Origin of the sequence: Leeia oryzae DSM 17879 (assembly GCF_000376945.1) — a bacterium.
Taxonomy (GTDB): Bacteria; Pseudomonadota; Gammaproteobacteria; order Burkholderiales; family Leeiaceae; genus Leeia; species Leeia oryzae.
Genome location: NZ_AQXU01000011.1, coordinates 1 through 16,662, shown reverse-complemented (window position 1 = coordinate 16,662; position 16,662 = coordinate 1). Strand labels below are relative to the sequence as shown.

Here is a 16,662-nt window from a genome sequence, read left to right as displayed (position 1 = left end):
TTGTGCAAAACGATTGGCGGATCAGCCAAAAAACGGTAAAACACTTTTCAACCAATTTCTAGATTTCTAGCGCAAACATGACCATCGCATTGCAACAACATGCCAGGCTCAGACTGCAGGGCATTACCAAACGCTATCCCGGCGTGGTCGCCAACGACAGTGTCGACCTGACCGTGATGCCGGGTGAGATTCACGCGATTTTAGGCGAGAATGGTGCCGGCAAAAGCACCCTCATGAAAATGATCTACGGCGCGGTACGTCCGGACGCCGGCCAGATTTTCTGGGATGGTCATCCGGTACAGATTGCCAGCCCCATGGCCGCACGCCAACTGGGCATCGGCATGGTGTTTCAGCATTTTTCACTGTTCGAGACACTGACGGTTGTCGAAAATGTCGCGCTGGCGCTGGAAGGCAAGTTTGATCTGACATCCCTGGCCAGCCGCATTGAAGACGTCTCCGACCGCTATGGTCTGTCTATCGAGCCTCATCGTCATGTGCATTCTTTGTCGGTCGGCGAACGCCAGCGGGTCGAGATTGTGCGTTGCCTGCTGCAGAATCCCAAATTGTTGATCATGGATGAGCCGACCAGCGTGCTGACGCCACAGGCCGTCATTCGCCTGTTCATCACATTGAGGCAATTAGCATCAGAAGGATGTTCCATCCTGTATATCTCTCACAAGCTGGACGAGATTCGCCAGTTGTGTGATCGCGCCACGGTGCTGCGTTCCGGCAAGGTCAGCGGAGAAGCCAATCCGGCAGAAGAAACTCCCGCTACGCTGGCGCAACTGATGATTGGTACGTCATTGCCGGAAATGTCACGCCAGCCGCGTACACCGGGGGAGGTGAAGCTGGCGATAAAACGTTTGACGCGCCAGACACAAGACCCGTTTGGTGTTTCGCTGGCGCAGGTTCGGCTGGACGTCCATGCCGGGGAAATTGTCGGTATCGCCGGTGTTTCAGGTAATGGGCAGGCAGAGCTGATGGCGGCCTTGTCTGGCGAGCAAACGCTGGCCGACAAGCACATGGTCTTGCTGGACGGGCAACCAGTCGGGCATCTGGATGCTGGTAGCCGTCGCAATCTGGGGCTGGGTTTTGTGCCGGAAGAGCGGCTTGGTCGTGGGGCCGTGCCGGACATGTCGTTGGCCGAAAATGCCGTCCTGACGGCCCACCGTCAGGCATTGGTGCAAGGTCCGTTATTGTCGATGGGCCGCATTCGCCAGTTTGCACTACAGTGCATTTCGTCGTTCGGGGTGAAGTGCGCAGGCCCGCAGGCGCCCGCCCGCAGCCTTTCCGGCGGGAATCTGCAAAAATTCATTGTCGGGCGGGAAATCCTGCAATCCCCGCACGTCTTGATTGTCGCTCAGCCCACCTGGGGAGTGGATGTCGGTGCTGCTACGTTCATTCGGCAGCAACTGCTGGACCTGGCAGCCAAAGGTGTCGCCATTCTTGTGGTTTCCGAAGAACTGGAAGAACTGTTTCAAATCTGTGACCGTATTGCGGTACTGACGGGGGGTACTTTGTCCGAAGCCAAACCGGTTAGTGAGACCACGATCGAAGAAATCGGCATGCTCATGGGTGGCGTAGATGCGCAAGAAGGGGAGGCCGCCTGATGACATTCCGACTGCAACTCGAATCACGTCCGGTAGCGTCCCGTACCATGCGCTATGTGGCACCTGTACTGGCCGCTGCGCTCACGTTAGTGACCGGGCTGGTGCTGTTTTATGCGCTGGGCAAGTCCCCGGTTGAGGCATTCAAAGTATTTTTTGTGGACCCCATCAAAGACTTGAACGGGATCACCGAATGGCTGCTGAAAGCATCGCCGCTGTGCCTGATCGCGCTCGGGCTGGCGGTAGGCTTCCGGGCGAATGTCTGGAACATTGGTGCCGAAGGCCAGCTGACCATGGGGGCAGCGGCAGCTGGTGCTTTGGCCGTGCATTTTGATGGGGCTACCGGCCACTGGCTGTTGCCTGCCATGTTGGTGGCTGGCCTTGTGGCCGGCGCGGCCTGGGCTGGCATTGCCGCTTTGTTGCGCAGTCGCTTCAATGCCAACGAGATTCTCGTGACCTTGATGCTGACCTATATCGCCACTTTCTTCCTCGGGTATCTGGTGGATGGCCCGCTGAAGGACCCGAATGGTCAGAATTTCCCGCAATCCATTCTGTTTGGCGAGAGCGCATTGTTTCCGTTGCTGATCGAGGGTACCCGTCTTAATGCCTCCACCCTGATCACCTTGCTCGCCATTCCGTTTGTCTGGGTGTTGATGATGCGCAGTTTTGTCGGCTACCAACTCCGGGTGAGCGGTCTGGCGCAAGATGCGGCTGTGTATGCCGGTTTTTCCAGAACCAAAGCCATCTGGATGACGCTGCTCCTGTCCGGGGGCCTGGCGGGTCTGGCCGGGGTCGGTGAGGTCGCAGGCCCTATCGGCCAGTTGCAGCCGTCCGTGTCCCCTGGCTACGGTTTTGCTGCCATCATTGTGGCCTTTGTCGGCCGGTTGCATCCGGTGGGCATCGTTCTCGCCAGTTTGTTGATGTCACTGTTATACCTGGGCGGGGAATCAGCCCAGATAGCCCTGCAGTTGCCGAATGCCATCACGGGCTTGTTCCAGGGCCTGTTACTGTTCTTCTTGTTGGGGACGGATGTGTTTGTGAATTACCACCTGCGTCTGGTGCGAGTCTCCGGGGGGCAAAAATAATGCTGGATCATACAACTGCATTACTGGCAGCGACCATGGCGGCTGGCACGCCGCTGGTTTATGCGGCGCTGGGCGAGCTGATTACCGAAAAGAGCGGTGTCGTCAATCTGGGCGTGGAAGGCATGATGCTGGTCGGCGCCATTGCCGCATTTGCCACAGTCGCCAGCGGTAATTCCCTGCTGGCTGGTGTCATTGCCGGCGGCCTCGCTGGCATGTTGCTGGCGCTGGTTTTCGCCGTACTGACGCTAACCCTGATGGCAAACCAGTACGCCACCGGTTTGGCATTGTCCATTTTCGGGATTGGCTTGTCGGCCTTTGTCGGCAAAGCCTGGCTGGGCATGACCGTCACCGGTTTTCAGAAGGTGTCGATACCGCTACTTTCCAGTATTCCGGTGCTTGGCGGGGCATTGTTTCAGCAAGACATGATGGTGTACGGTTCTATCGCACTATTTGCCCTGATCAGCCTAGTACTGTACAAGACCAAAACCGGGCTTCTGTTGCGGGCGGTGGGCGAGAGTCCGGATTCTGCACATGCCATCGGGTATCCGGTAGTCCGGATTCGTTATTTGGCTACGCTGGCCGGCGGTGCGCTGTGCGGAGTGGGTGGTGCCTACCTCTCGATTGTTTATACCCCGATGTGGGTTGAGAACATGGTCGCCGGACGCGGCTGGATTGCGTTGGCACTGACAGTCTTTGCCACTTGGCGCCCTGCGCGTATCCTGCTGGGGGCCTATCTGTTTGGCGGCATGACCAGTCTGCAGTTTCATGCGCAAGGCTTGGGGATTGCGATTTCTCCCTACCTCCTGTCCATGCTGCCGTACCTGGCAACCATCGTGGTACTGGTGGTGATCTCGCGCAATCCGCAAACCATCAGGCTGCATGCCCCTGCTTCGCTCGGGAAACCGTTTCGACCAAACTGATGCATCAGGGAGCCCACAAAAAAGCCCGGCAAAAGCCGGGCTTTTTTGTGGGCGAATCCCGTACTGATTACTTGGTATGCAGTTTCAGCATGGCGGCAGACATATTGCCCGCGACAATCTCGGTAACCACGGCGGCTGCCGCATCCATTGATTTATCGATTTCGATCTGTTCGTTCAGGGTAGGGGCCTTGAGGACGAAATTCACGACTTGTGCCCGGTCACCCGGATGGCCAATCCCAAGTCGCAATCGCCAGAAGTTAGGGGTGCCAAGGTGGGCGATAATGTCTTTCAGCCCATTGTGGCCGCCATGACCGCCCCCTTGTTTCAGCTTGGCAGTACCTGGGGCCAAGTCCAGTTCGTCATGCACAATCAGGACTTCTTCAGGCTGAATCTTGTAAAATTTGGCCAGCGCACCAACGGCCTGGCCGCTTTTATTCATGTAAGTCATCGGCTTTTGCAGCCAGACCTCTTCCCCGTCCAGTCGTACCCGACAGACTTCGCCAAAAAACTTGCCTTCGAGCCGAAACTGCCCGCTTGCGCGCCTGGCAAGCTGGTCCACCCACCAGAACCCGGCATTGTGGCGTGTATCTTCATATTCTCTGCCCGGATTTCCCAGGCCAGCAATCAGTTTAATCGGCATCTCTGTATTACCCTAAATGGTTCAGGGGGCAAGGCAATGTGCCATCTCGTCACGGTGTATGAGGATAGGTGACGAAAGCACACATGATAAAAAACCCGCCTGCCAGTTACCTGACCAGACGGGTTTTTCACAGACGTCGCTGAGTAGCAGCAGAAATTATTCTGCAGCAGTGCTACCGCGAACAGCTGCAATCGCTGCAACAGCCAGATCTTCAGCTTTAGCAACCAGCTCAACGCCTTTAGGCAGTTTCAGCTCAGACAGGTGAATTGCATTACCTGCATCCAGCTTGGCCAGATCAACTTCGATGAATTCTGGCAGGTCGCCTGGCAGGCAAGATACTTCAACTTCTGTCAGCACGTGGTTAACAATGCCGCCACCCATTTTCACGCCAGGAGCGATGTCTGCATTAACAAAGTGCAGAGGTACGTTCATGTGCAGCTTCTGGTCAGCAGCAACGCGCTGGAAGTCAACGTGATGAACTTGCTGTTTGTATGCGTGCCATTGGGTGGCGCGCAACAGTACTTTTTCAGATTTGCCGTCAATGACCAGATCCAGAATGGAGCTGTGGAAAGCTTCATTACGCAGTGCGTGGAACAGGTTGTTGTGGTCCAGTTCGATGGCGACAGCTGGTGTATTACCACCGTAAACAATCGCTGGTACTTTGCCTGCGCGGCGAAGGCGGCGGCTCGCACCCGAACCTTGTAGCGCACGGCTTTGTGCAATCACTTCGATTTTCATTTGGGTTTACCTTATCAGTAGGTCTTATAAAACGCAGCCATCCGCGACCAGATAACTGCTTTGGCGGGGATTCCTCCCCAAAGGTGGCCGTCAGGAAACCCTGCATGCCACCTTGTTGCCAGTTCGAATCTGCTTATTCAGCAAACAATGAACTGACGGAATCTTCGTTGCTAATGCGCTTGATGGTTTTTGCCATCAGCTTGGCGATGGACAAAGAACGAATCTTTTCACAAGCCTGTGCTTGCGGGCTCAGCGGGATGGTGTTGGTCACCACCAGTTCGTCCAGCGAGCTTTGAGAGATACGCTCAACCGCAGGGCCTGACAGTACAGGGTGGGTTGCATATGCCAGCACTTTTTCAGCACCATGCTGTTTCAGGGCATCGGCTGCCTTGCACAGGGTATTGGCGGTATCTACCATGTCATCCATGATGACACAGGTACGGCCTTCTACATCACCGATAATGTTCATTACTTCGGCAACGTTGGCCTTAGGACGACGTTTGTCGATAATGGCCAAGTCAGAGTTCAGCAGCTTGGCCATGGCGCGGGCACGCAGCACACCGCCAACGTCTGGTGAAACTACCATCAGGTTAGGATAGTTTTTCTGGAGCAGGTCTTCCAGCAGAACCGGCGTTGCGTAGATATTATCAACAGGGATGTCAAAGAAACCCTGTATCTGGTCAGCATGCAGGTCGACCGTCAAGACACGGTCTACGCCGGCAGAGATCAGCATGTTGGCAACGACTTTGGCTGAAATAGGTACGCGGACAGAGCGAGGACGACGATCCTGGCGGGCATAGCCGAAGTAAGGAATTGCGGCGGTAATGCGGCCTGCTGAGGCGCGCTTCAGCGCGTCGACGATCAGTAGCACTTCCATCAGGTTGTCGTTGGTTGGCTGGCAGGTAGACTGCAAGACAAACACGTCGCGACCGCGGACATTTTCCAGCAGCTCGACTGTGACTTCTCCGTCGGAGAAACGGCCCACTGTTGCGTGACCCAGAGGGATGTCGAGATGATGCACCACCTCGTCTGCTAATGCTGGGTTGCCGTTACCGGTAAACACCATCAGATTATTGTATGCCATCATCGTTTCTCCGCCTTATGCCCACAAAATAGCGCGCCTAGAACAAACAAAAAGCGTGGCCGCTTGGCTCACGCTTTTTGATTTTTAAACCGGTGGCTGGGGAGGTAGGGATCGAACCTACGAATGCCGGAATCAAAATCCGGTGCCTTACCACTTGGCGACTCCCCAGTTGTTTTAGCATTTAAGCTGCTTGGCCAATGCTGTGTAGAGGGTGCGTATTATAACCACAAACTACACAAGCTGGCAATTCTGTTGGCAGTTTTGCCTTTGCTGCTTCTGCTTCCTGTTTTGTGTCGAACCCGACAAAAACACAAGCACCCGATCCTGTCATGATGGCTTCGCCAAACTGGCTTAAACAATCTACAGCGAACTGTACTTCCGGATACAACCTGCAAGCTACTGCCTGTAAGTCGTTCCGAAGCGGTGTTTCACAGTTCTTTCGGAAGACCGGCATTTTGATCGGAGTCGTGTCCCTTGTCAATAGGGGGTCGCAAAATATTTTCGCAGTCGGTACTTGTACGGACGGCGTCGCCAGCAAATACCACTGCGCTGGCACATCGATTCGGGTCAGTTTTTCGCCTACGCCTTCGGCAAAAGCACTGTGCCCGAAGATGAAGACCGGTACATCTGCGCCAAGCTGCAAACCCAGCATCTGCAAGGTGTCACGGTCAAGATTGGTTTGCCACAAGTGGTTAAGCGCGATCAGCACGGTGGCGGCGTCGGAGCTTCCGCCACCCAGGCCGCCTCCCATGGGGATACGCTTGTCGACCTTGAGATTGGCGCCCAGAGGGCAGCCTGTATGCGCTTGCAGCAGCTTGGCCGCCCGCACCGTCAGGTCTTGTGAGGCTTCAACACCCGGGATGGGGTTTTCCAGATGGATTTCTCCGTCATCCCGCAGGGATATCTGGATGTTGTCTGCCAGATCAATAAAGGTAAATGCCGTCTGCAGCAGGTGGTAGCCATCGTCGCGGCGACCGGTTACATGCAGGAAAAGATTGATTTTAGCGGGTGCGGGGTAAATATTGGGCGAGGTCATTGTAATGTCTGGGGTTTTGTATCCATGGCCGGGCCGGTTGTCCATTGATCAACCACGAGTTTCAGGTGCAGCTCATCGCGTATCAGTTCCAGCTTGCGCGGCAAATGCTGCGGTGTATCTGTAAAATAGGTGCTGTAGCGTATTTCCCAACCATCTTGCCGAAGTGTACGCTGATCGGGCTGTCCGGTTGTTTGCCATTCGTAAGTGCGTCGCGTATCCGGGGTGCCGGTAATCCATTGGCTCAGTCCGCCAAGGGGCAAGCGCCAGCCCAGGGCTTCTTCCGTGAGGGCTTCGGGGTCAGCAGCCTCCCAGGTCCTGTCGGTTGTGATCAGGACGGTTTTGTCGGCATTACTGGAGAGGGTGGCGACTGTCTGGCCCAATGGGCCTTCCAGGCTCAGCCAGTCTCCTTTGTCGCCATGGCGCCAGTAAAGCTGTGCCTGTTCGGACTGATCCTGAAAGCGGATGCCTAGCCGGCCGTTGATTTCAAAGGCAAGCTGGCCGGTATCCATCTGTTTGCTGGTATTGACACTCACACACCCGGTCAGCACCAAGACCACCATGGCCAGTATGCCTTTGCCAAGTGCACGTGCGTTGCAATGCGGTTGGGCGCGAATCATTGAGCCTGAAGCCGCTTCATGGTGGCACTGATTTCTTGCCGTTCCGGTTCTTTTGATTGGGCATCATGCCAGATACTCAAGGCTTCCTCATGTTTGCCGGTTACCCAGAGCACTTCGCCAAGGTGTGCTGCGATTTCAGCATCGCTATCGATTGAGTACGCTTTGCGCAGGCTGGCCTCAGCCTCTGTCAGTTTTCCCAGCTTGTATTGGGCCCAGCCCAGGCTGTCTATAAATGCCGGGTTGTCCGGCTCCTGGTCCACCGCACGCTGAATCATTGGCAGGCCTTCGGCAGCTTTGTCGAGACGATCGGCCAGTGTATAACCCAGTGCATTCAGGGATTGTGCGTGGTTCGGGTCCAGTTTGAGTGCGCTTTGCAGGTCTTTTTGCAAGAGGTCGAGCTTGTCGAGACGGTCGGCCATCATCGCGCGCTCGTACAGCAGGCCGGGATTGTTCTTGTCGATTGCCAGGCGGGCCGTTAACAGGTCATAAGCCGCCTGATAGCGCTTGGCTTTGCGCAGGACCACCAGTTTGGCGCCCAGAAACTGGTTTTGCATGGCGGGTTGCTGTGTACTGGCCTGATCCAGATTGGCCAAAGCCTCGTCAAACCGGTTTTGGCTATTCAGGATGTCGGCAATCCGCAGTTGTGCCATGGCAAAACTGCTGCCATCCACGTTCTGGTAGGCCTCGATGGCATCATTGAGTGCCCCACGCTTTTCGGTCAGTTCGCCCAGCATCAGGTAAATGGTATCTGTGTCACCGTAACCAAGCTGCAAGGCATCCTTAAAGGCGGCTTCTGCCGTCTTGTCGTCTGCATCCTGAATGGCCAGCACGCCGATTGCATATGGGATATCCGGATTCTCTGGCATGTCTTTGCGTAGTGCCATGAAGGCACTTTTTGCGGCCGGGTATTGTTTATCAGCAACCAGCAGGCGTGCATTGGCCAGTTTGGCTTCATTAGCATTCGGATGCGTTTTGATGAACTTCTGCAGCTCGGCCAGACCGTCGGCCGGGGCACGTTGTGCCGTCAGGCGGGCATGCTGTACGGCGGCGGCTTCCCAGTCTGGTTTGAGCGACATGGCTTTGCCAAGGTCGTTCAGCGCAGCTTCTTGCTGACCTCTGTTTTGGGCAGCCAGTGCCTTGGCCCACCAGGCTTCAGCCACATCGCCATACGGTGCGGCCCATTCATCAATCAGGTTGGCGAGTGCCAGTTTTTGCTGTCCTTCTGCAGCCCTTGCGGCAATGCTTAACCAGGTCTCTGCCAGTCGGGGGCCCGCTTGACGAAGGATGCGCTGGATGTCGTCGCTGTAGTTGCTGGGAGATGGGCTTCTCAACGCCAGGCTGATCAGCCATTGTTGTGCGATCGGGTCTGCGGGTGAAATGGCGTTCCATTGCACGGCATAGTCCAGCGCGTTGCCCAAGTGTCCCTGGCGAGCCGCTGTTTCCACTGCGATTTTCGCCAGTACCGGATCGGGATAGTCTTTGAGTAATTGATTATAAAGCTGTAATGCCAGATCACCCTGGCCGCGCTGCTTTGCTACTTCGGCGATCAGGTAGCGATAAACGGACTGCAGGTAGGTCGCACTGAGGCGTGTCGGGGCCGCCGTGGGTGTTGGCGGCGTTTTATCCGCACCTGCGGCGGTAGCTACGCCTTGTATGGCCAGCCAGCTGGCGAGTGCAAGTGCAAACCGGTTCATTCAAAACGTCCTTTCGCGACCTGGTAACAGAAACAATGAAAGTGTATCAATCTAGTGAATAGGCAAAAACGACCGAGCTGTGATACAGGCATGCAAGCAGGCACGCTATACTAAGTCGGGCGGTATCCAAGCTTTATATTAGAGAAGTTTACAAGTAAATGGTTCTGAAACGTGCTGTGATGCGTGAAATTTTGCCGTTTGATCATTGATTTTGTCACTGCGGGTTTGGCGCAGCCCGTGTTCTGACCAATATTCTTCATATCTAACACATTCAATTGACTCAGCAGGTGTATTGAAATCATGCCGGAATTACCCGAGGTAGAAACGACAAAGCGAGGCATATTGCCGCATATTCAGGGACGGCAGGTCACCCGGGTGATCGTGCGTCAGGCCCGCTTGCGTTGGCCAGTGCCGGAGTTGCTGGCTGACTATATGGTCGGCCGGGTGCTGAAAGCGGTAGAGCGTCGTGCCAAGTATCTGTTGTTTGATCTGGGCGCCGGATGGTTGATGTGTCATCTGGGCATGTCTGGCTCTCTGAGGGTGCTAAGCGAACCCATGCCGGAGAAGAAACACGACCATATCGATATTGAGTTTGATGGCGGAGCAGATGCCGGTGGTGTGACGCTTCGTTATCATGATCCGCGACGGTTTGGTTGCATGCTTTGGATTCCGGATGACTGGCGCGAACATGCGTTATTGAAAGGGTTGGGTCCGGAGCCCTTGTCGGACTCGTTCACGGCACAGGCGTTGCAGTCCGCATTAAAAGGCCGCAAACAGCCTGTCAAGCAAGTCATCATGGATCAGCAAGTGGTGGTGGGGGTGGGTAATATTTATGCGTCCGAATCCTTGTTTCATGCCGGCATTCACCCGCTGACACCAGCTGGCCAGCTGGACTTTTCTGCCTGTGAGCGACTGGTGTCGTGCATCAAGGCGACGCTTGAATCTGCCCTGCAAAGCGGCGGCAGTACATTAAGGGATTATCTGAACAGCAATGGTGAGACTGGTTATTTCCAGTTACAGCTGTATGTGTATGATCAGGCGGGCAAGCCATGTCGTGTCTGTGGTACACCCGTTTCGACGCTGAAAATCGGACAGCGAAGCAGTTTTTTCTGTGAAAACTGCCAGCTAAGTTGACTGGAAGGCGTGTTTACGCGATAGCCGGTGTTTACAGGCCGGCATCGTTATGCCAACATCGTTGCAAACCCATCTAATATATTCATTGCACTGTCGTGCACAGATCGTCAGTCGTCTAATCGATCGCTCACAGCGTAATGCAGTACAACAACACCAATGTGTGGAGGCTCAATCGTGACCCAGGATGCTTTAACGGCAGACTTGCATGCCTATCATAACTGGCGCGAGCAGATTGTCCGTTCCGTAAGTCAATTGCAGCGCTGGCTGACCGAACAGGATCTTAACGATGCCCAGCTGGCGTTGCGCAGTCAGCAACTGATTGATCGCCTGCGTGATGACAAACTGAACATCGCGTTTGTGGCCGAGTTTTCACGCGGCAAGTCCGAACTGATCAACTCGATTTTCTTTGCCGGTTACGGACAGCGCATTCTGCCATCCTCTGCAGGCCGCACCACCATGTGTCCAACCGAGTTGATGTATGACTCCATGCGCCCGGTGGCCATTCAACTGTTGCCGATCGAAACCCGTGACGGAGCAACAACCACGGCAGAATACAAACGTTACCCTGAAGAATGGCTGACCATCCCGCTGGATCTGAATTCTCCGGATGCCATGATGGCTGCATTCCAGCGTGTTGGGGAAACCAAGCGTGTGCCGGTTGATGTGGCCAAAAAATACGGCTTGTTCAACGAGTCGGACGAAGACAGCCTGGTCACCGTGCATTCGGATGGTACGGTGGATATTCCTTGCTGGCGCCATGCCATCATTAATTTCCCGCATCCCTTGCTGCAACAAGGCTTGGTAATTCTGGATACCCCGGGCCTAAATGCAATTGGTGCGGAACCGGAATTGACGTTGTCCATGCTGCCTTCTGCCCATGCAATCGTATTTATTCTGGGGGCGGATACCGGGGTGACCCGATCCGACCTGGATATCTGGAAAGAGTACGTGGCTGGACATGGGCGTTCAGGCGGCCGGGTCGTGGTGCTGAACAAGATTGATGGTTTGTGGGATGCCCTGAAAACCGAGCAGGAAATTGACGCCGAAATTACCAAACAGGTGAATAACAGTGCAGAAATGCTGGGTTTAAAAACCAGCCAGGTATTTCCTGTGTCAGCACAGAAAGCACTGGTTGCCAAAATCCAGGGCGATGCCAATCTGCTGGTGAAAAGCCGTATGCCAGCCCTGGAAGCGGCGATTGCCGAGGGGTTGATTCCTGCCAAGCAGGATATCGTGCGTGACTCTACCCAGAATGAAATCGAGATCATGGTGAGTGATGTGCGGAGTATTCTGCAGGCCAGAAACCATGGCATCCAAGAGCAACTGGAAGAACTGCGGGCACTGAAAGGCAAAAACAGAGATACCATCGTCAGCATGCTCGACAAGATTGCCGAGGAAAAACAGCGTTTCGAAAAAGGCCTGGCGCAATTTCAGGCCCTGAGAAGCGTATTCTCGCAGCAAACCAACATCCTGTTCAGCCACCTTGGCAAAGATGCCCTCAGAAACGAGATTCACACTGTCCGTGAAAGCATGCAGAAAAGCATGCTGTCCAGCGGCTTGTCATCTGCCATGAATGAGTTTTTCCGTTCCGTGAATCAGCGTCTTGCCAAAGCGGCTGAACAAGTAACCGAAATTCAGGCCATGATGGGTGGCATGTATCAGAAGTTCAGTCAGGAACACGGGCTGGCCAAAGTGACGCCATCTCCCTTTTCTACACTGAAGTACCACAAGGAAATCAGTCGTCTGGAGAAAGTGTATCGTGCCCACTTTGCCAGCCTGGGCACCATGCTGACCACCCGCCAGGAAACGCTGACCCAGAAATTCTTTGAAACCATTGCCAACAATGTGGTGTATGTTTTTGATATCGCCAACCGGGATGTAGACGCATGGTTAAAGGCCATTATGGCACCCATGGAAACCCAGGTCAGAGAACATCAGTTGCAACTGCGTCGCCGGCTGGAGAACGTCAAGCGCATTCACAAGGCAACCGATACTCTGGAAGAGCGCGTGCTGGAGCTGGAAGCCGTCGAGACTTCAATCCAAGAGCAGCAAGCCAATCTGGATAATGTCTTGCGAGAAGTATATGGCATCCTGAATCAGGAGTCGGGCGGTATTTTGGGGCGGGCAGCATAAGCCATTTGCACAATCCGCCTGCCTTGCAAAACCCCCTTAAGCTGCTGGCTTAAGGGGGTTTTGCATATGCGCCAACAGAAGTTCTGCTTTTTTCGCGTTTATCTGCTAGTTTTGAAACAATTGAAATCATGTACGACATATTTCCTGTTATGAGATAGCGGGTATCAAACGTGAGTGGGCATATCTCATCAAATAACGAATATATATGTGTCAGAGTGGCAGTTTGTTTTTTTGACGTCTGGAGGATGTATGACGCAGCCGGTGACCCAGTCAGTTCTGATTGTGGATGACGAAGTGTCCATGAGAGAAATGCTGGTTGACTTGCTAGAGAGTAGTGGCTTTGTTGCAACCGCGGTTGCGACAGGCGAGGCCATGCTCGCTGAGCTTGGTCAATCCAGATATGACCTGATTCTTCTGGATTTGCGTCTCAAAGGCGAAGATGGGCTGACGCTGGCGCGCGCGCTGCGCCAGCAATCCAATGTGCCTATCATGATCCTCACGGGCAAAGGGGATGAAACAGATCGTATTCTGGGGCTGGAGCTCGCCGCCGACGACTTTCTCATGAAACCATTCAATCCTCGGGAATTGCTGGCTAGGATTCGTGCCTTGCTCAGAAGGTCCACGCAGCTCAATGTGCCGATGGAAAGCGTGATCGATTCCTCGCACGACTGCTACTATTTTGCCGGCTGGACGGCAGACATGACGGCACGGGAATTAAAAGATGCACAGCAACAGACCTGTGCGCTGACGCCGGGGGAGTTTCTGCTGCTGGAAACTTTCTTGTCTCACCCGCACCGCGTACTCAGTCGGGATCAGTTGCTGGAATTGACGCGCGGAGGTGATACCGAAGTGTTTGATCGCACCATCGACGTTCTGATTGTGCGGCTGCGCAGAAAAATCGAACCCAATCCCAAGCAGCCCACCCTTATCAGGACCGAGCGCGGACTTGGTTATATATTTACACCTGAAATCAAACGCAGTGTCCCGGTCTAGACACCGTTTAGCGATCTAACCAAAGGGCTTTACATGCGGTCGGTCAAATCATTGCTTTCCTGGTTGCCAGAAACCGTTCGCGTTCGCCTGCTACTGGCCTTCCTGGTCATGTTCCTGTCATCCATGGCGCTGGCGCTGGTGGGGTGGTGGGGCATGAAGGATACCCGGGATGCCTTAAAGGATTTCCAGTCCCGTGTCCTGCCGGATATTGCCCGCTCGCTTGAAATGGCGCAGCGGACATCATCATTGGCGGCCATGGCGCCTTATGTGGCCGAAACCAACCTGCCGTTCCAGTTACAAACAGAAGCAGATGCGCTGCGTGCCCGGCTATACGAAGCCGCCAAACTGGCGCGCGGCCTGTCACAAAAAGGCCCGGAGCGACTGGAGATTGAGCCGGCGCTAGAGGCGCTGGACCATGCCATTGAAGAACTGATTGCAGTCACTCGAAAAGACCTGTTTTTGCGAGAAGACCTGCGGGAGCATCTGTATCAGCTCGACCGGTTGCATAACGGCTGGAAGACCTTGCCGCAAAAATCCCCGCTGGATGTGATTTATCGCGACTTGCAGGCCGCCGGAAGTGTGTCGGATGCTGCCGTGCTGGATATGCTGCAAGCAGACGTGAATAGTGTCATGGCGCAAATACCGGCAGCGCAGCAGGATATCCTGAATGAATTGAACCCGCATATTCAGGGCGACAGGGGGATCTTCGGGCTTCGCAGGCAACAGTTTCAGTTGCACGAGAAAAAAGCATTCCTGCTGGCCTTGACCCGGGCGGAGGCGGCGCGTCTTGGTCAGCAAGTCGATCACTATGTAGTCACTGTCGGGCAACTGGTCGATAGACAGGCGGTCTCCGTCAGCAGAACCGTGCAGTCGGGTATCCTCGGGATTGGCGTGCTGACACTGTTGTGTGTACTGGTGGCCGCCTTTGGTGCGGGCGTCGCCAACCGGCTGGTCAAGACCTTGGGCGCGATTACCCGAGTCATGAGCCGGTTGGCAGAGGGGGATACCGAGCAGGCGGTTCCTTCTTTGAGCCGGAAAGATGAGCTGGGTGCACTGGCGCGCGCATTCCAGGTATTCAGGGATAACACCTTGGCGGTTCGACGAATGGCCAACGATCTCAAGGCCCAGCGTAAACTCCTTGAGACGGTGTTTGAGAATATTAATGACGGCTTGTCCGTATTTGACAAAGACGGCTGCCTGTTAACCTGGAATCCGCGCTATGTGAGTCTGCTCGGATTATCGGAAAGCAAAGTAAAGGTCGGGGTGTCGCTGCAAACCATCCAGTCTTGGTTGCCATCACCGGATATTTCATCCGCCTTGCCTACGCTGGATGCACTCAACGATGCAAGGCAACGTAACTCCCAGCGGATCGAGCTGACGTATCCGGACGGGCGGGTCATTGAATTCAGAAGTAATCCCATGCCTGGTGGCGGTTTTGTTACTTTATATAGTGACCTGACCGAGCGCCGTGCCGTTGAAGCACAGCTTAGGCAATCCCAAAAGATGGACGTGCTCGGTCAGCTTACCGGTGGCGTGGCGCATGATTTCAACAATCTGCTGGCCGCTATCATGGGGAACTTGTACTTGCTGGAAAACACCCCTGCATTGGATGAAAAGCTGCAGAAGTACACGGTACGGGCGCGACAAGCTGCCGAACGTGGCGGCATGTTGACCCAACGCCTGCTGGCATTTGCCCGCCGTCAGGCCTTGAAGCCGGAGGCCGTGGAAGTGGACGGGCTGGTGCAGGAGCTGGCCGACTTGATTGAATACAGCATCGGTACGGGCATCCAGCTGGAGCTCAAATTACAGGCAGGTAGCGCCTGTGCCTGGCTAGATCGAGGTCAGCTCGAGAATGCACTCCTCAACCTGGCGCTCAATGCACGCGATGCAATGGGTCAGGTAGGCAAACTGACGCTCGAAACGCATGTGCTAAACGATCAAGGCATGATCCGCCTGGATGTGGTGGATACGGGTACCGGTATACCCGAGTCGATCCGGGACCGGGTATTTGAACCGTTCTTCACCACCAAGGCCGGTTCTGGCAGCGGCCTCGGCCTCTCTATTATCTACGGCTTTATCAAGCAATCGGGCGGGGATATCCAGTTGCATTCACAAACCGGGCAGGGCACATGTTTTAGCCTGCTACTGCCTTGGTATCAAGAGGAGCGTCCTGCCCAGCAAGGAAGTGCAGTCCCTACCCCCCATGAAGTTCCCGCCTCCAGCATCTTGCTGGTAGAAGATGAGGCCGATGTCCGCGAGGCGCTGGTCGATATTCTGGCCGAGATGAATATGCAGGTAGTGGCCGCATCGACAGTAGAAGAAGCGCTTCGGCTATTGGAGAACACCTGGTTTGATTGCGTGCTGTCAGATGTCGATCTGGGCCAGGGTGGCAATGGCGTCATGCTCAGAGACCAAATCCTGGCGATGAATCCGCAGATGCCCGTCCTGCTGATGTCCGGATTGCCCGCAGATATGCTGGCCGAGCGCTTCAGTTTGCCTGAGTCCGCCGTATTATTGGCAAAACCCTTCACGCTGGAGAGCCTGAAAGCCGCGCTTTCGAGTGTCTTGTTGCCTGGATAAATGCTTTTTCTTCTACTGAGGCAGGATGGTCAGATTTTTGTTGTGCCACTAAAATTTAGGTTGCTAACTAAATTTCGTTTTTACAAACAAAGGCTTACCGGTGTTTTGGTTGTTTTTTCTGGGTTGTCTGTCAGAAAACTTGCAGAGAGGTGTTGACGATGCTGGCTGAAGTGCGTATAGTTCGTACCTCTGCTGCTGACGCAGACGACGAAACGAAGCGATTAATCGCTGAGTTTACGAAAGTTTGAAGTTGGTTGCAACTGCTCTTTAACAAACGAACAACCGATAAGTGTGAGTGCTTGTTTCGGACAAAGACCTTCGGGTCTGCAAAGAAATAAGTGCTTACACAGTCAAGAAAAGAAATTTTTTTGAGTGTACGTAAGCCAGTTTTAAAGATTGAA

The 16,662-nt window shown here is 54.5% G+C and carries 13 protein-coding genes and 1 tRNA gene; 7 read left to right on the top strand and 7 right to left on the bottom strand.

Annotated features, from left to right (window positions below; genetic code table 11):
* The first annotated feature begins 77 nt into the window (after window positions 1–77).
* The 3 genes from F552_RS0100940 to F552_RS0100930 are packed head-to-tail and all read left to right on the top strand — an operon-like array spanning window position 78 to window position 3,612.
* Complete coding sequence (locus F552_RS0100940; protein ID WP_018149835.1) at window positions 78–1,610, top strand: ABC transporter ATP-binding protein; 1,533 nt, start codon at window positions 78–80, stop codon at window positions 1,608–1,610.
* The gene (locus F552_RS0100935) at window positions 1,610–2,692 is read left to right on the top strand and encodes an ABC transporter permease (RefSeq protein ID WP_018149834.1); all 1,083 of its coding nucleotides are present in this window, start codon (window positions 1,610–1,612) and stop codon (window positions 2,690–2,692) included. The genes F552_RS0100940 and F552_RS0100935 overlap by 1 nt, the downstream gene beginning before the upstream one ends.
* Window positions 2,692–3,612 (top strand): ABC transporter permease, encoded by a 921-nt coding sequence (locus tag F552_RS0100930; protein WP_018149833.1) that lies wholly within the window; start codon window positions 2,692–2,694, stop codon window positions 3,610–3,612. Before F552_RS0100935 ends, F552_RS0100930 begins: the two co-directional genes overlap by 1 nt.
* 67 nt (window positions 3,613–3,679) lie before the next feature.
* Here F552_RS0100930 and pth read toward each other — a convergent pair whose 3' ends face one another.
* From pth to F552_RS0100895, 7 genes are all read right to left on the bottom strand, one after another.
* Window positions 3,680–4,252 carry an aminoacyl-tRNA hydrolase gene (pth, locus tag F552_RS0100925; protein ID WP_018149832.1) on the bottom strand — a complete coding sequence of 191 codons (573 nt, stop codon included), beginning with the start codon at window positions 4,250–4,252 and terminating at the stop codon, window positions 3,680–3,682.
* Window positions 4,253–4,408: 156 nt separating this feature from the next.
* Window positions 4,409–4,990 carry a 50S ribosomal protein L25/general stress protein Ctc gene (locus tag F552_RS0100920; protein WP_018149831.1) on the bottom strand — a complete coding sequence of 194 codons (582 nt, stop codon included), beginning with the start codon at window positions 4,988–4,990 and terminating at the stop codon, window positions 4,409–4,411.
* Window positions 4,991–5,123: 133 nt separating this feature from the next.
* Window positions 5,124–6,077 carry a ribose-phosphate pyrophosphokinase gene (locus F552_RS0100915; protein WP_018149830.1) on the bottom strand — a complete coding sequence of 318 codons (954 nt, stop codon included), beginning with the start codon at window positions 6,075–6,077 and terminating at the stop codon, window positions 5,124–5,126.
* A 90-nt stretch (window positions 6,078–6,167) separates the two neighbouring features.
* Window positions 6,168–6,242 (bottom strand) — tRNA-Gln (locus F552_RS0100910).
* A gap of 13 nt (window positions 6,243–6,255) precedes the next feature.
* Window positions 6,256–7,110 carry a 4-(cytidine 5'-diphospho)-2-C-methyl-D-erythritol kinase gene (gene ispE, locus F552_RS0100905; protein ID WP_018149829.1) on the bottom strand — a complete coding sequence of 285 codons (855 nt, stop codon included), beginning with the start codon at window positions 7,108–7,110 and terminating at the stop codon, window positions 6,256–6,258.
* Window positions 7,107–7,727, bottom strand: a complete 621-nt coding sequence (gene lolB, locus F552_RS0100900; protein ID WP_018149828.1) for a lipoprotein insertase outer membrane protein LolB — start codon at window positions 7,725–7,727, stop codon at window positions 7,107–7,109. The genes ispE and lolB overlap by 4 nt, the downstream gene beginning before the upstream one ends.
* Window positions 7,724–9,421 (bottom strand): tetratricopeptide repeat protein, encoded by a 1,698-nt coding sequence (locus F552_RS0100895; RefSeq protein WP_018149827.1) that lies wholly within the window; start codon window positions 9,419–9,421, stop codon window positions 7,724–7,726. Before F552_RS0100895 ends, lolB begins: the two co-directional genes overlap by 4 nt.
* Before the next feature lie 300 nt (window positions 9,422–9,721).
* Between F552_RS0100895 and mutM the strand changes: the two genes are divergently transcribed.
* From mutM to F552_RS0100875, 4 genes are all read left to right on the top strand, one after another.
* Window positions 9,722–10,555 (top strand): bifunctional DNA-formamidopyrimidine glycosylase/DNA-(apurinic or apyrimidinic site) lyase, encoded by an 834-nt coding sequence (gene mutM / locus F552_RS0100890; protein WP_018149826.1) that lies wholly within the window; start codon window positions 9,722–9,724, stop codon window positions 10,553–10,555.
* A 174-nt stretch (window positions 10,556–10,729) separates the two neighbouring features.
* Entirely contained in the window at window positions 10,730–12,688 is a 1,959-nt protein-coding gene (locus tag F552_RS0100885; protein WP_018149825.1) for a dynamin family protein, read from the top strand.
* A 249-nt stretch (window positions 12,689–12,937) separates the two neighbouring features.
* On the top strand, window positions 12,938–13,681 hold the full coding sequence (locus F552_RS0100880) for a response regulator (protein ID WP_018149824.1): 744 nt from the start codon (window positions 12,938–12,940) through the stop codon (window positions 13,679–13,681).
* A 33-nt stretch (window positions 13,682–13,714) separates the two neighbouring features.
* On the top strand, window positions 13,715–16,261 hold the full coding sequence (locus F552_RS0100875) for a PAS-domain containing protein (protein ID WP_018149823.1): 2,547 nt from the start codon (window positions 13,715–13,717) through the stop codon (window positions 16,259–16,261).
* Window positions 16,262–16,662 lie beyond the last annotated feature (401 nt).